The following is a 13098-nucleotide window of genomic DNA, read 5'->3' as shown; positions in this document are numbered from 1 at the left end:
CCTGCCGTTACCCCAACGCGTCGATCCGCTGCAGCGCGCGCGTGCCCGCCCTGGAAACCTGCCCATGCGGGTGCGCCTGGCATAGCACCGCGATCGACCGCAGCGCCTGCGAGGGCCGCTTTTCGATCGCCATCGCCACCGCTTCGCCCAGGAAGAAGTCGTCGTCCCGCGCCAGCGCTTCCAGCAACGCCAGATCGTTCAGGTCCAGCGATGGGATCAGTGCCAGCACCACCTCCACGCCCGCGTCCTCTTGCAGCAGCTCGCGGATCAGGCTGCCCAATGGCGGCTGGCCATCCACGAGCGGCGATGGGTCGGGATGCAGTTCTTCCATATCCACCCCCTGCTCGCCGGCCTGGCGCGCCGCCGCGGCAAAGTCCGCCAGGGAATCGAACACGACGCGGCTGTCACCATCGTGGGTCAGATACAGCACGCGGCCCGTCAGCGGTGCCCGGCCCAGCAACAGGTGGTGATTGCTGGTCTCGGGATCATCCAACACAAGGCCTTGCAACAGCTCGACCACCGGATGGCCATGCATGGCGCTGGTCAGTTCAAGCGCCCTGTCGCGCGGCAACAGGCCCAGCGCGGCGAAAGCCGGGGAATCGATCGTGGCGAAATACGCGTCCAGGGTCACGACGCAGCTCCTGTGAGGGAAAAACCGACTTTAACGCCAAGATTGGCATTCGGTGCCCAAACTTGCCCAACCCCTCTGATGGCACGCACCGGGTACGCGGACGAGCAGGAGAGAAATAAAGTCGGTCGCAGGGGTTTTGTGTTCGTCGAGTGCCTGCGGCTGGCACCTGCGGACCGGGCCCGCCTGCCTCTTGACAGACCCACCCTTCGCGCCAGGCCAGACGACGTGCATTCTGAAAGCCGGGCCGAACTGGAAACGGAGCCAGCGCCTGATGTTGCGCTGGGGGACCGCTTTCGGCCAGTAGCCGCTTTCGGCCATGGAGCGTCATCCGACCGCACCAAGGCCTGGACATTCAGACGTCCGTTCACCTCAGCAATGGGTCGTTCGGGATAAAGCTCCGGCTTCGTGGCTGTTCGTGCCCCGTTGCCCCGTTCCCGACTTTGAACTCATCGAGCCGCGTCGTGGCACTGCGAATCGCTGGGCGCCAACCTTGCCTGGTTCGACCGCTATTTGCGCGGCGGACGGGCTGTGCCTGCGCGGTCTGGAAATGACCGGCCAAAGGTATAACCGAAGCAGCACGCGCTTGTCATCGCAACAACATCGTCCTTTGAGAAAGTCGCATTCGTGACGTCGCCGCAAAGCGACGATCGGGACATCGATGATACAAGGCCAGTTCAGATCGTCTCCAGAAGACACGCGGAAGTGATCGTGCCGTTGCGCGCACCCGCATCGCCACTGGAATCGCCACGCCTCGCGTGCTGCGGCGCCGCCGGCGGTGGCCCTGTTCACTTCATTGGCGGCTTGACTCCGCAGCACGGTCGAAGCAGCCGAACAAAAACACGGCAACTGCGAACCCCAGTATGACGACGCACACGCCATCCCATCCCGCCCATGCCCATGCCGCGCCTGACAGCGCAGCACCAATTGCGCCGCCGACGAAAAAGATGCCGACAAAGAGCGCGTTCAATCGGCCACGAGCCGCCGGATTAATCAGGTTGATCGCGCGTCGGCCGAGCGTTTGATCTGCGATCACACCGGCGTCGAGCGCCGCCGCCCCGACTACCAGCAATGCGAGCGCAAGGACGGGATGCGTGGCCGCGGAGAACCCGCCCCAGCCCGCCCCGGCAGCCGCGAGCATGAGTACCGCCGCGATCATCACCAGATGCGCGGTGATTTGTGTCGCACGCCCCGCGCCGCAATCGCCGAGGTACCCCGCGAGCGGCGTCACCATCGCGCCGGTTGCACCCGCCAACGCGAAGGCAGCAATGCCTTGTATACCCAGCGAAAACGGCGGCTGGGCAAGAAGCAGTGCGATGGCTGTCCAGAACGCGCTGAACGCACCGAGCGCGAGCGCGGCAAGCGTCGCGCGACGCTGTAAGACGGGTTCGGTGCGCAGCAAGGTCCACAGCGAGCGCAGCAAGTCCAGGTAGCGAGCGGCCGTGTGCGGCGTGTGACTCGGCAACCGCGTCAGCAGCACGACAGCAAGCAGCGAGTCGGCCAACGCCGCGATGCCATAGAACGCACGCCAGCCAAACGTTCCGCCGATCAGGCTCGCGAGCGGTCGCGACAACAAGATGCCCAGCATCAGGCCGCTCATCACGTTGCCGACTGCGCTTCCGCGCCGGCTTTCAGGCGCCATCGACGCCGCCATCGGCACGAGCATCTGGATCACGCTCGATGTCGCCCCCGCCATGAACACCGATGCCAGGAACAGCCAGCCCGATCGCGCGAGCGACGCGAGTCCGAGGAACATCGCGCAGCAGGCGAGCGTCCAGACGATCAGGCGGCGATTTTCGAGGAGGTCGCATAGCGGTACGAGCAATAGCAGACCCGCGGCGTAGCCGAGTTGCGGGAGCATTGCGATCACGCCGGCAAGCTCGGGCCGCATAGTCAGTGCTCGGCTGACAGGCCCCGTCAGAGGTTGTGCGGCGGTCAGGTTCACGACGATCACGCCGACGGCGGCGGCAAAAAAGATCGTCAATGGCGTGGTCAGGCCGCCGCCTGGGGACGCATCCGCTTGCAGTGAGGGCAGCGAAGCGGAGGGCAGTTTGCGCGCGCAGGTGTCAGCGGGTTGACTCATGGGTTTGGGCTTCCGGGTGTACGAGTGTGGCCTATCCTAAGGATGAGAACGTTATGCGACAATTGAATTATCTTGATAATGTTTATGCGAGATTGTTTTATGAACACGCGTGACTTGCAGGCTTTCGTGGCAGTGGTCGAAAGCGGCTCAATGGTGCGGGCGGCAGAGAGACTGTTTCTGACTCAGCCGGGACTCACGCGCCGTGTCCAGAATCTGGAAGCGATGCTCGGCATCGAGTTGCTCGACCGGCAGAGCAAGCCGCTCAAGCCGACGGCGGCCGGAAGCGACGTCTATGGCCTTGCGCGCACGGTGCTACGCGCGGTCGACGACCTGCTGGCCGTCGCGTCGCCTGATAGCGAGCCGGCAGGCGAGTTTAGGATCGGGGTACCGCCGTTTTTGTCTGAGCTGGCGTTGGAGCAACCCATCGACCGTCTGCGTGCCGCCTTTCCGAATCTGACGCTGCGCGTGACAGCGGGCTGGTCGCCGGGACTGCTGGAGGGCATCGAAAAGGCGAAGGCGGACGCGGTCGTCGTGCTTTTACCTGAAGGCGTGCCGTTGCCGGACGGCCTGACGTCGACGCTTCTCGCCAATAAGCCCACGGTCGTCGTCGCGCCGCGCTCGTTCAGTCTGCCCGAAAAACCCGCCTCGCTCGCCGATCTAGCGGCTTATCCCTGGGTGCTGAACCAGGACGGTTGCGGAATGCGTTCAGCACTGAGCCGCGCCATGTCTGCGGCGGGTTTGCCGTTCAACGTCGCTGTCGAAGCGTTCGGTTCGGAACTGCAATTGTCGCTGGTCGCGCGCGCCTTGGGCATCGGGCTCGCTGCGCCTGAAGTGCTGGCGCGCAGCCCGCATCGCAATGCGCTGCAGATCGTCGATGTGCCGGAGTTCAATAGCGGACTGAGCGTGTGGCTCGTGCATGGCGTGCTGCCTGGCCGTCTTGTGCGACCCGTCGCGGTGATGCACGACGCACTGATCGAAACGCTGAAAAGGGATGCGGTATGTTTGCCCCTCGCCGATTCCGTCGCATAAGCCCGAGCAGAAGCTGCGTTGCAGGAGATTTTCCACCACCGGCCGCGGCTCAAAAGCCGGGTAGATCCCGAGACTTCGACGGCCGCTTTGCCTCTCACAACGGCCATACGCTTCCCGCCAAAGTCGATGTCCCCCTAGGGTCGAAAGCCGGCATTCGCGTCGCCGCGCGGATACCTGAGTTGGGTCGGTATGTGCAGATGACATCTGCGTCCCGGCCGTAATGGAGGTTGGAGATATCGAGCAATACCTTGATGATCTCCTTCACGGAAATAGCTCGACCTGAAGACAGGATCAAAGCGCTGTGAAGGCCTCAAATGAGAGTCAGGATTGATCCCAGGCATCAATCGTCAAGATTTGATCAGCAGAACATGCGGCCATACGGTCGGCATGCACCTGGACCTTGCCTATCCAACCGGGAGGCTGTGCATATTCCTCGCCCTCGTCAATGCCGAAGATCCAGACGCCATCCTTGGAGGGCAAGATACCGCCGCCTTCAATCAATGGCAGTACATCGCGAGCGCGTGCGGCATAACGGTTCGGATAGCCGCCGGCGGCGAACTTGACGGCCTTGTGCACTTGCGCCAAGTGCTCGATCCAACCGATGCCGTCAGCGCCCGCTTCCCACTGCGCCAAGATGGCAGCACGACGCGCTTCTGGGGCGGCGTGGTCGCATTCCTCGGGGCTGCCTTTCGATACGATGATCCACCAGCCGATCATGTGTCACCCTCTATCCTGGAGGTCAATGCCTCGAATTCGAACATTTTCGTTACGGAAATGGAAGTGAAGTCATGCCAGCAGCCAGCATTCGACCCACGAAGCGCGGTCGAAACGATGCATGGCAAAGATCTTTGCTTAGCAGCCAGCTGGTACCACGCAGACGAAGAGGTTTAAGAACACAACCATTCAAATACCTCCATGGTGTCTGCACGGCAAGCAGGGAAAGTTTACGCACATCTGCGGTCGCCGGTACAAATTAGCGCGAGGAACTGAGATCCCACGGGTACGTCTTCTGCTGAGCCAAACCTCGTGCCAAATGCGAACGAGGGCCGCTTGCGCGGCCCTCGAAATCGGGTAGGAGCTGATAGGGAGTGAGCAGAAAGAAGTTGGCGCTACGACCGACTGTGTGCCGAGCGACCGGCTCCCGTCGTTTTCAGCCGAAAGGTCACGCCAAGGCCCTTACTCCACCGTCACGCTCTTGGCCAGGTTACGCGGCTTGTCCACATCGGTGCCCCGCGCGCAGGCCGTGTGATACGACAGCAGTTGCAGCGGGATCGTGTGCAGAATGGGCGACAGCTTGCCGTAGTTCTCCGGCATGCGGATCACGTGCATACCGTCGGCGCTCTGGATCTTGCTGTCGGCATCGGCAAACACATACAACTCGCCGCCGCGCGCGCGCACTTCCTGCATGTTGGACTTCAGCTTTTCCAGCAACTCGTCCTTGGGCGCGATGGTGACAACGGGCATGTGCTCGGTCACCAGGGCCAGCGGGCCGTGCTTGAGTTCGCCGGCCGGATAGGCCTCGGCGTGGATGTAGCTGATTTCCTTGAGCTTGAGCGCGCCTTCCAGCGCGATCGGGTAGTGCATGCCGCGGCCCAGGAACAGCGCGTTTTCCTTCGAGGCGAAGCGGTCGGCCCAGGCCATGATCTGCGGTTCCAGCGCCAGCACCGAGCCAATCGCCACGGGCAGGTGACGCAGCGCCTTCAGGTGCGCGGCTTCCTGCTCGTCGCTCAGGCGGCCGCGCACTTGCGCCAGCGCCAGGGTCAGCAGGAACAGCGCGGTCAGCTGCGTGGTGAAGGCCTTGGTCGACGCCACGCCGATTTCAACGCCGGCCCGCGTGATGTACGACAGCTTGCATTCGCGCACCATCGCGCTGGTGGACACGTTGCAGATGGTCAGCGTGTTTTCCATGCCCAGCGAGCGGGCGTGCTTCAGCGCGGCCAGGGTGTCGGCGGTTTCGCCCGATTGCGAAATCGTCACCACCAGCGAACGCGGGTTGGGCACGCTGTCGCGGTAGCGGTATTCGCTGGCGATTTCCACGGCTACCGGAATCTTGGCGATGGACTCGATCCAGTACTTGGCGGTCAGGCCGGCGTAGTAGCTGGTGCCGCAAGCCAGGATCAGCAGGGAATCGATGTCCTTGAAGATCTTGTAGGCGTCGTCGCCGAACAGCTCGGGCGTGATGGCCTCGATGTCCTGCAGCGTGTCGCCCACGGCGCGCGGCTGCTCGAAGATTTCCTTCTGCATGTAGTGGCGGTAGGGGCCCAATTCGGCCGCGCCGGTGTGCACGTGCACGGTGTGCACCGCGCGGTCGACGTTCTTGCCGTTGGCGTCCACGATCCAGACGCGCGACAGCTGCAGGTCAACCACGTCGCCATCTTCCAGATAAATGATCTGGTCGGTGGTGCCGGCCAGCGCCAGCGCGTCGGACGCCAGGAAGTTCTCGTTCTGGCCCACGCCCACCACCAGCGGCGAACCTTGGCGCGCGCCGACCACGCGGTGCGGCTCATCGCGGCAGAACACGGCGATGGCGTAGGCGCCATGCAGGCGGCGCACGGCATTCTGCACGGCCTCGAACAGGTCGCCGGTGTACAGGTGGTTGACCAGATGCGCGATCACTTCGGTGTCGGTCTGGCTTTCAAAGACGTAACCCACGGCCTGCAGCTCGGCGCGCAGTTCGTCGTGGTTCTCGATGATGCCGTTGTGGACGAGCGCAATGCGCGGCTCGTCGTTGCCCAGGTGCGAAAAATGCGGGTGAGCGTTGTGCGTGGCCGGCACGCCGTGGGTGGCCCAGCGGGTGTGCGCGATGCCGGTAAAGCCCTGCACGTGGTCCTGAGCGACCTGCTCGGCCAGCTCGGCGACACGTTGCGTGCTGCGCGTGCGGCGCAGATGGCCGTCCGCGTACACGGCGACGCCGCAGGAGTCATAGCCGCGGTATTCCAGCCGCTTCAGGCCTTCGACGAGAATCGGGGTGATGTCGCGCTGGGCGACGGCGCCAACAATGCCGCACATGGGGGGAGACTCCAGAAAGTTCGGGTACGGAACGCATTGTGCGCGCACCCCAAAGAAATTTGATTTCTTTATCTGGTGATATTTGACAGTTTATTTACTTACTTAATTGTGATTAAATAATATTTCATCAATGTGTTTTTAATGAATTAATTATTCAAAACACCATGCAAACCCCGCCGCTTTCCCTGCCCGAGCTGGACGACCTGGACCTGCGCATCCTCGAACAGCTGCAGGAAGACAACGCGCTGACCAATCAAGACCTGGCCTTGCGGGTACACGCGTCGCCCCCGACCTGCCTGCGGCGGGTGCGGCGGCTGGTGGAAGAAGGCGTGATCGAGCGCCAGGTGGCCATCCTGGCCGCCGACAAGCTGGGCAGCACGCTCACCGCCATCGTCGAGATTACGCTGGATGTGCAGGCGGCGGAAAGCCTGGATGCCTTCGAACAGGCCTTGCTGGCCGAGCCCGCGGTGCTGCAGTGCTATCGCGTCTCGCCCGGCCCGGATTTCGTGGTGATTGCCCAGGTCAAGGACATGCCCGCCTACCACGCGCTGGCGCACCGGGCCTTCACCGCGCACGCCAATGTGCGCAACGTGCGGACTTTCTTCTCGGTGCACCGCGCCAAGTTCGAAACGCGGATCGCCCTGCGGGGTTGAGCTCACCCCAGGCGGGGAACAATCGTCCTGATATCGCACGAAAGGTGATGCCTTCGTGAAGGAACTGCTTGCCAGCATGTTCATCGAATTGGAACCCGAGTTCATTGGCAGAGCCTGCTACGAAGCCGGTGTCCGGCTAGAGGAAGCGCAAGCACTGTATCAACAGGCTCGCAAGGAATTCGGGCTACCCAGGGCCGCTCGGTGGGAGGACGCGTTGGAAGGAGTGCTGTGATGCAGATTTCACAGCAAGATATCCAGCAACACCGCACTTCAGGCCCATGGAAGCGACTGGAGGCTCGCGCACAGCGCCTGGTTGAAGATGCCCGCCGGCACGGCGGCGATTCGTTCCAACCGATATTGGGCGGCGGCTTGCGCGCAACAGCGACCAGTCTCAGGCCCCATAAACCTCGCTATTTCCCAGCCGGCCGCCCCGCGAGCAGGCGCTCGAACTGCGCCAGGTACCGGTTGCCCATCTTCTGCACGTCGTGCTCGTTGCGCACGTAGTCGTAGGCGCGGTCGGTGATTTCCTGGCGGAAAGCCGCGTCGTCCAGGCAGCGCGCCATGCCTTGCGCCATCGCCTGGAAGTCGGCCACCGCGCATAGCACGCCGCGGCCGTCAGCCAGGCTTTCCTTCAGGCCGCCGGCATCAGTGGACACCACCGGCACACGTTGCAGGAAGGCGTCCAGCACGCTGCTGCCCAGGGCTTCTTCCTCGGAGCTCATGACGAACACGTCCAGGATGCTGTAGAAGTCCTCGACTCCCTTGCGAAAGCCAGCGAAGCGGTAGACGTCTTCGATGCCCAACAAGCGCGCTTCTTCGCGGGCCTGCTGTTCGCGGTCGCCGCCGGCGCCGAAATGCAGGAAGACGAAATCGCGGCGGGTCTTGGCCAGCTCGCCCACGGCGCGCACCAGCGTCACCGGATCCTTGTCGCGGATCAGCGCGGCCGACGTGGCCATGACTTTCTTGCCTTCCAGGTCGAACTCGCGCACGAGCGCGGCCACGTTTTCCTGGTTGATCTGGTGCGGCTCGACCGCGCTGCGGATGATGACCGGGTCCAGCCCCAGGCGCCGCGGCTCGCTGGCCGCCATGTCGCTGATGGCCACGAACAGATCCGTGTGGCGCCACTTGAAGCCGGTCTTCCATTCCTCGTTGGGCTTGACCACGAACGAGGTGCGGCGCGAAAACACCACCGGACGGCGGTGCAGCCATTTGGTCAACACCGCCCAGGTGATGGTGTTGGCGGTCTGGGCATGGATGATGTCGTAGTCGCCGCCCTTTGCCGCCAGAAAGCGCAGCTGCGCCGGCACGTTGCGGCAGGTATGGGCCACGAAGCCTTCCTGGCGCACGCGCTCGGCCAGCGGGCCGCCTTCGCGGCACAGCACTTCGACCTGGTGACCCGCGTTGCGAAACGCACGCATGCAATACAGCGTCTGGCGTTCGCCGCCGCGCCAACCCTTCTCGAAGTTGAGCTGCAGGATCTTCATGCGCGGCCGATGCCCGAATACTCGAAGCCTTGCGCGCGCACGTCGGCCGGCGTGTAGAGGTTGCGGCCGTCCAGGATCAGAGGCGTCTTGAGCAGGGCCTTGACGCGGTCGAAGTCGGGTGCGCGGAAGACCTTCCATTCGGTGGCGATCAACAACGCATCGGCGCCGTCCAGCGCGTCGTACATGTCGGTGGCGAAGCTCACGCCGGGCTGGCCCGCCAGCACGCGGGCGGCCTCGTGCATGGCGACCGGGTCGTAGGCGCGCACGGTGGCGCCGCGGCGGGTCAGCTCGGAGATAACGGTCAGGCTGGGCGCCTCGCGCATGTCATCGGTATTGGGCTTGAACGACAGGCCCCACAACGCGAACTTGCGGCCACGCAGGTCTTCGCCGTAGTGCTGCACCAGCTTTTCCGACAGGCGGAACTTCTGCGCGTGGTTGGCGGCCTCGGCCGCTTCGATCACGCGCATCGGCAGGGAGTTCTCGGCGGCGGTGTTGACCAGCGCCTGGACGTCCTTGGGGAAGCACGAACCGCCGTAGCCCGCGCCGGGATACAGGAAGTGGTAGCCGATGCGCGGATCGGCGCCGATGCCGCGGCGCACCTGTTCGATGTCGGCGCCCAGCGCCTCGGCCAGGTTGGCCATCTCGTTCATGAACGAGATGCGGGTGGCCAGCATCGCGTTGGCGGCGTACTTGGTCAGCTCGGCCGAGCGCACGTCCATCACCATCAGGCGGTCGTGGGTGCGCTGGAACGGCTCATAGATGCGGCGCATGATGCCGATGGTGTAGTCGTCGTCGGCGCCGACGATGACCCGGTCCGGGCTCATGAAATCGTTGATCGCCGCGCCTTCCTTCAGGAACTCGGGGTTGGACGCCACGCTGAACGGCACCTGCACGCCGCGCGCGGCCAGTTCCTGCTCGATGGCCGCGCGTACCTTGTCGGCGGTGCCGACCGGCACGGTGGACTTGTCCACGACCAGCTTGCGGGTGGTCATGTGACGCGCGATGTTGCGGGCGGCGGCCAGCACGTATTTCAGGTCGGCCGAACCGTCCTCGCCCGGCGGGGTGCCGACCGCGATGAACTGCACGTCGCCAAAGGCCACGCTCTGGGCCACGTCGTCGGTGAAATGCAGGCGGCCGGCCTGCACGTTGCGCCGGACCAGGTCTTCCAGGCCAGGCTCATAAATGGGGATGCCGCCCTGGCGCAGCAGGGCGATCTTTGCCGTGTCCACGTCCAGGCACATGACATCGTTGCCCATGTCGGCCAGGCACGCTCCCGACACCAACCCCACGTAACCGGTACCTACGACCGTGATCTTCATGCCTGAACGCCTTAAAAATAGGTAATCGTTGCGCCGGGAACGACAAATCCGGCGCCGGCCGCCATTATAGGAGCGGCCGGGCGACCGAGTCTTGGGCCCCTAGGCGGCCTTCAGTTTGCTGAAACGGACCGTATTCACCACCACCGCCAACGCGGCGCAGATCGTACCCAGCACCAGGGCCAGCCCCGGGCCGTGCGCGGCGCTGACGCTGAAGGCAATTGCCACCAGCGCGGTGCCGAAGCTTTGCCCGAACACGCGGGTGGTGGCCTGCAGGCCGCCCGCCGCGCCGCTGCGCGCGCGGGGCGCGGCCGACAGCATCGCGCGGTTGTTCGGCGTCTGGAAGAATCCGAAGCCCACGCCCGCGACGAACATGCCGGCGATGATCGGCACATTGCCCACGGATGCCGGCAGCGCCGCCAGCCACAACATGCCGATGACCATGCCGGTCGCCCCCACGCCGCTCAGGGTAGCGGCGGAATAGCGGTCCGACAGCCGCCCGGCCAGCGGCGCGATGAGCGCCGTGCCAACCGGCCAGGCCCCCATCAGCATGCCCACCTCGAGATACGGCCGGCCCAGCACCTGCTGGAAATAGAACGGCAGCGACACATAGGACGCCATCTGCGCGGCAAACGTGCAGGCCGACGCCCCCACCGCGAACGCCAGCGGCCGGATGCGCAGCAGGTCCACCGGCACCAGGGGCGCGGGCTGGCCGCTGGCGCGGCGCATCAGCACCAGCCCCGCGACCACCGCGATCGCCACCAGACCGATGCCGCGCAGCAGGTCCTCGCCCATCATGTCGATGCCGGAAATGAACACGCCCAGGGTCGCCATGCAGAGCAGGGCGCTGATCCAGTCCAGCCGCACGTCGTTGCGGGGCACCTCGGGTAGATGGCGCAGGCCGAACATGGCCAGCACGCAGATCGGCAGGTTGACCGCGAAGATCCAGGGCCACGGCGCCACCGACAGGATGGCCGAGCCGATGGTGGGCCCCAGCACCGACATCACCGCCACCGTGGTGGCGTTGATGCTGATGCCCCGGCCCAGCATTTTCAGGGGATAGATATTGCGCACCAGGCCGCCGAACAGGCACATCAGCGTTGCCGCGCCCACGCCCTGGAACACCCGCGCCAGCGTCAGCTGCAACAGCGAGCCGGCCAGGGCGCAACCCAACGAGGCCAGCGTGAACAGCACCAGCCCGAAGGTGAACATGCGGCGAAAACCAATGCGCTCGGCCAACGCCGACAGCGGCAGCAGCATCATCACCACTGCCAGGTTGTAGGCGTTGACCACCCAGACCGCCTGCGCCGGCGAGGCGTTCAGGTCGGCCGCGATGGTGGGCAACGCCACATTGGCGATGGTGGTGTCCAGTACCGACAGACTGATGCCGGTCATGACGGTGGCCGCCGCCCAATAGCGGCGGGGCGCCGGCAGGCCGTCCGGCGCGGCGGGCTTGGCGCCGCCCCCCGGCGCCTCGGACGCCTGCGGCGTCACGACTTCTTGACCGGCCGTTGCCAACCGTCGACGGTGACCTGCTTGCCGCGCGATACCGTCAGTTTGTCGGCCGGCGCATCGCGGGTCAGGGTCGTGCCCGCGCCCACGGTGGCGCCACGGCCCACGCGTACGGGCGCGACCAGCTGGGTGTCGGAACCGATGAAGGCGTCGTCTTCGATGACGGTGCGGTGCTTGTTCACGCCGTCATAGTTGCAGGTGATGGTGCCCGCGCCCACGTTGACGCGTGAACCGATGTCGGCGTCGCCGATGTAGGCCAGGTGGTTGGCCTTGCTGTCCGCGCCCAGCACGCTTTTCTTGATCTCGACAAAGTTGCCGACGTGGCTGCGGTCGCCCAGTTCGGCGCCGGGACGCAGGCGGGCATAGGGGCCCACGCGTGCGTCGCTGCCGACCTGCGCCTGTTGCAGATGGCTGAAGGCCTCGATCTGGGTGCCCGCGCCCACGCTCACGTCGCGCAGCACGCAATGCGGCCCCACGCGCACGCCGTCGGCCAGCGTGACCTTGCCTTCGAACACGCAGCCCACGTCGATGAACACGTCGCGTCCGCAGGTCAGCGAGCCACGCACGTCGAAACGTGCGGGATCGGCCAGCGTCACGCCGGCTTCCAGCTGGCGGCGCGCCTGCTCGCCTTGCCAGCGGCGTTCCAGTTCGGCCTGCTGCACGCGGCTGTTCACGCCCAGCGTCTCCCAGGACGCGCCCGGCTGGGCCGCGCCCACCGGCACGCCGTCGGCCACGGCCAGGCCCACCACGTCGGTCAGGTAGTACTCGCCCTGGGCGTTGTTGTTGTCGATGCGCGAGAGCCAGTCCTTGAGCTTGGCGGTCGGCGCGGCCAGGATGCCCGTGTTGACTTCCTTGATCGCGCGCTCGGCCTCGGACGCGTCCTTGTGCTCGACGATGCGGCAGACATTGCCGCCGGCATCGCGCACGATGCGGCCATAACCGGTGGAATCGGCCAGCACTTCGGTCAGCACGGCGGCGCCCGTGCCGCGCGCGGCCAGCAGGCTGCGCAGGGTCTCGGGCTGCACCAGCGGCACATCGCCGTACAGCACCAGGGTCACGTCATCCTTGCCATCGCCTTCCAGCAGCAACGGCACGGCCTGCTGGACCGCGTGGCCGGTGCCCTGCTGCGGCTGCTGCAGCGCGAACTGCAGGTCGTCCTGCCCGCCGAAGGCCTGCTTGACCCGGTCGGCGCCATGGCCCACCACCACGATGACACGCGCCGGCTCAAGGTGGCGCGCGCTGTCCAGCACGTGGGCCAGCATCGGTTTGCCGGCCAGGGTGTGCAGCACTTTGGGAAGATCGGACTGCATGCGCTTGCCGAGTCCGGCGGCGAGAATCACTACATTAAGCATAAGTTCTGGTGTGTTGAGAGCGAACGGGATGG

General features: G+C 65.1%; 11 protein-coding genes. 3 read left to right on the top strand and 8 right to left on the bottom strand.

The window, feature by feature from the left end; genetic code table 11:
• Positions 1 to 7 precede the first annotated feature (7 nt).
• Together A9974_RS08925 and A9974_RS08920 are read right to left on the bottom strand one after the other, a co-directional pair.
• Positions 8 to 631: a hypothetical protein gene (locus A9974_RS08925; RefSeq protein WP_183003745.1), complete on the bottom strand. Its 624-nt coding sequence runs from the start codon at positions 629 to 631 to the stop codon at positions 8 to 10.
• Positions 632 to 1421: 790 nt separating this feature from the next.
• Positions 1422 to 2711 (bottom strand): MFS transporter, encoded by a 1290-nt coding sequence (locus tag A9974_RS08920; RefSeq protein WP_183003744.1) that lies wholly within the window; start codon positions 2709 to 2711, stop codon positions 1422 to 1424.
• 99 nt (positions 2712 to 2810) lie between these two features.
• Here A9974_RS08920 and A9974_RS08915 point away from each other — a divergent pair, with 99 nt between their 5' ends.
• Positions 2811 to 3740, top strand: a complete 930-nt coding sequence (locus A9974_RS08915) for a LysR family transcriptional regulator (RefSeq protein WP_183003743.1) — start codon at positions 2811 to 2813, stop codon at positions 3738 to 3740.
• Between the two features lie 321 nt (positions 3741 to 4061).
• Here A9974_RS08915 and A9974_RS08910 read toward each other — a convergent pair whose 3' ends face one another.
• Entirely contained in the window at positions 4062 to 4457 is a 396-nt protein-coding gene (locus A9974_RS08910; protein ID WP_183003742.1) for a hypothetical protein, read from the bottom strand.
• A gap of 459 nt (positions 4458 to 4916) precedes the next feature.
• Positions 4917 to 6749: a glutamine--fructose-6-phosphate transaminase (isomerizing) gene (glmS, locus tag A9974_RS08905; RefSeq protein WP_183003741.1), complete on the bottom strand. Its 1833-nt coding sequence runs from the start codon at positions 6747 to 6749 to the stop codon at positions 4917 to 4919.
• A 164-nt stretch (positions 6750 to 6913) separates the two neighbouring features.
• Here glmS and A9974_RS08900 point away from each other — a divergent pair, with 164 nt between their 5' ends.
• Both A9974_RS08900 and A9974_RS08895 read left to right on the top strand, forming a co-directional pair.
• Positions 6914 to 7402, top strand: a complete 489-nt coding sequence (locus tag A9974_RS08900; RefSeq protein ID WP_183003740.1) for an Lrp/AsnC family transcriptional regulator — start codon at positions 6914 to 6916, stop codon at positions 7400 to 7402.
• Positions 7403 to 7457: 55 nt separating this feature from the next.
• The gene (locus A9974_RS08895) at positions 7458 to 7634 is read left to right on the top strand and encodes a hypothetical protein (RefSeq protein ID WP_183003814.1); all 177 of its coding nucleotides are present in this window, start codon (positions 7458 to 7460) and stop codon (positions 7632 to 7634) included.
• Positions 7635 to 7812: 178 nt separating this feature from the next.
• Here the strand turns inward: A9974_RS08895 and A9974_RS08890 are convergent, their stop codons facing one another.
• The 4 genes from A9974_RS08890 to glmU form a co-directional block, all read right to left on the bottom strand.
• Positions 7813 to 8886, bottom strand: a complete 1074-nt coding sequence (locus A9974_RS08890) for a glycosyltransferase family 4 protein (protein ID WP_183003739.1) — start codon at positions 8884 to 8886, stop codon at positions 7813 to 7815.
• Positions 8883 to 10205, bottom strand: coding sequence for a UDP-glucose/GDP-mannose dehydrogenase family protein (locus A9974_RS08885; protein WP_183003738.1), 1323 nt, complete (start codon positions 10203 to 10205; stop codon positions 8883 to 8885). The genes A9974_RS08890 and A9974_RS08885 overlap by 4 nt, the downstream gene beginning before the upstream one ends.
• 99 nt (positions 10206 to 10304) lie before the next feature.
• Positions 10305 to 11696 (bottom strand): MFS transporter, encoded by a 1392-nt coding sequence (locus tag A9974_RS08880; RefSeq protein WP_183003737.1) that lies wholly within the window; start codon positions 11694 to 11696, stop codon positions 10305 to 10307.
• A complete protein-coding gene (glmU, locus tag A9974_RS08875; protein ID WP_183003736.1) occupies positions 11693 to 13066 on the bottom strand; it encodes a bifunctional UDP-N-acetylglucosamine diphosphorylase/glucosamine-1-phosphate N-acetyltransferase GlmU in 1374 nt (457 codons plus the stop codon). Before glmU ends, A9974_RS08880 begins: the two co-directional genes overlap by 4 nt.
• Between the last annotated feature and the right edge of the window lie 32 nt (positions 13067 to 13098).

It is taken from the genome of Achromobacter sp. UMC71, from assembly GCF_014170305.1.
In the GTDB taxonomy this organism is placed as follows: Bacteria; Pseudomonadota; Gammaproteobacteria; order Burkholderiales; family Burkholderiaceae_B; genus Achromobacter.
This window is presented reverse-complemented; position numbering and strand designations above follow the sequence as displayed.

What these genes read in the sequence shown, in the direction of transcription:
- glmU (WP_183003736.1), bottom strand. Translation starts at nt 13,066, where the DNA reads ATGCTTAATGTAGTGATTCTCGCCGCCGGACTCGGCAAGCGCATGCAG.
- A9974_RS08915 (WP_183003743.1), top strand. Translation starts at nt 2,811, where the DNA reads ATGAACACGCGTGACTTGCAGGCTTTCGTGGCAGTGGTCGAAAGCGGC.
- A9974_RS08900 (WP_183003740.1), top strand. Translation starts at nt 6,914, where the DNA reads ATGCAAACCCCGCCGCTTTCCCTGCCCGAGCTGGACGACCTGGACCTG.
- A9974_RS08910 (WP_183003742.1), bottom strand. Translation starts at nt 4,457, where the DNA reads ATGATCGGCTGGTGGATCATCGTATCGAAAGGCAGCCCCGAGGAATGC.
- A9974_RS08885 (WP_183003738.1), bottom strand. Translation starts at nt 10,205, where the DNA reads ATGAAGATCACGGTCGTAGGTACCGGTTACGTGGGGTTGGTGTCGGGA.
- glmS (WP_183003741.1), bottom strand. Translation starts at nt 6,749, where the DNA reads ATGTGCGGCATTGTTGGCGCCGTCGCCCAGCGCGACATCACCCCGATT.
- A9974_RS08890 (WP_183003739.1), bottom strand. Translation starts at nt 8,886, where the DNA reads ATGAAGATCCTGCAGCTCAACTTCGAGAAGGGTTGGCGCGGCGGCGAA.
- A9974_RS08920 (WP_183003744.1), bottom strand. Translation starts at nt 2,711, where the DNA reads ATGAGTCAACCCGCTGACACCTGCGCGCGCAAACTGCCCTCCGCTTCG.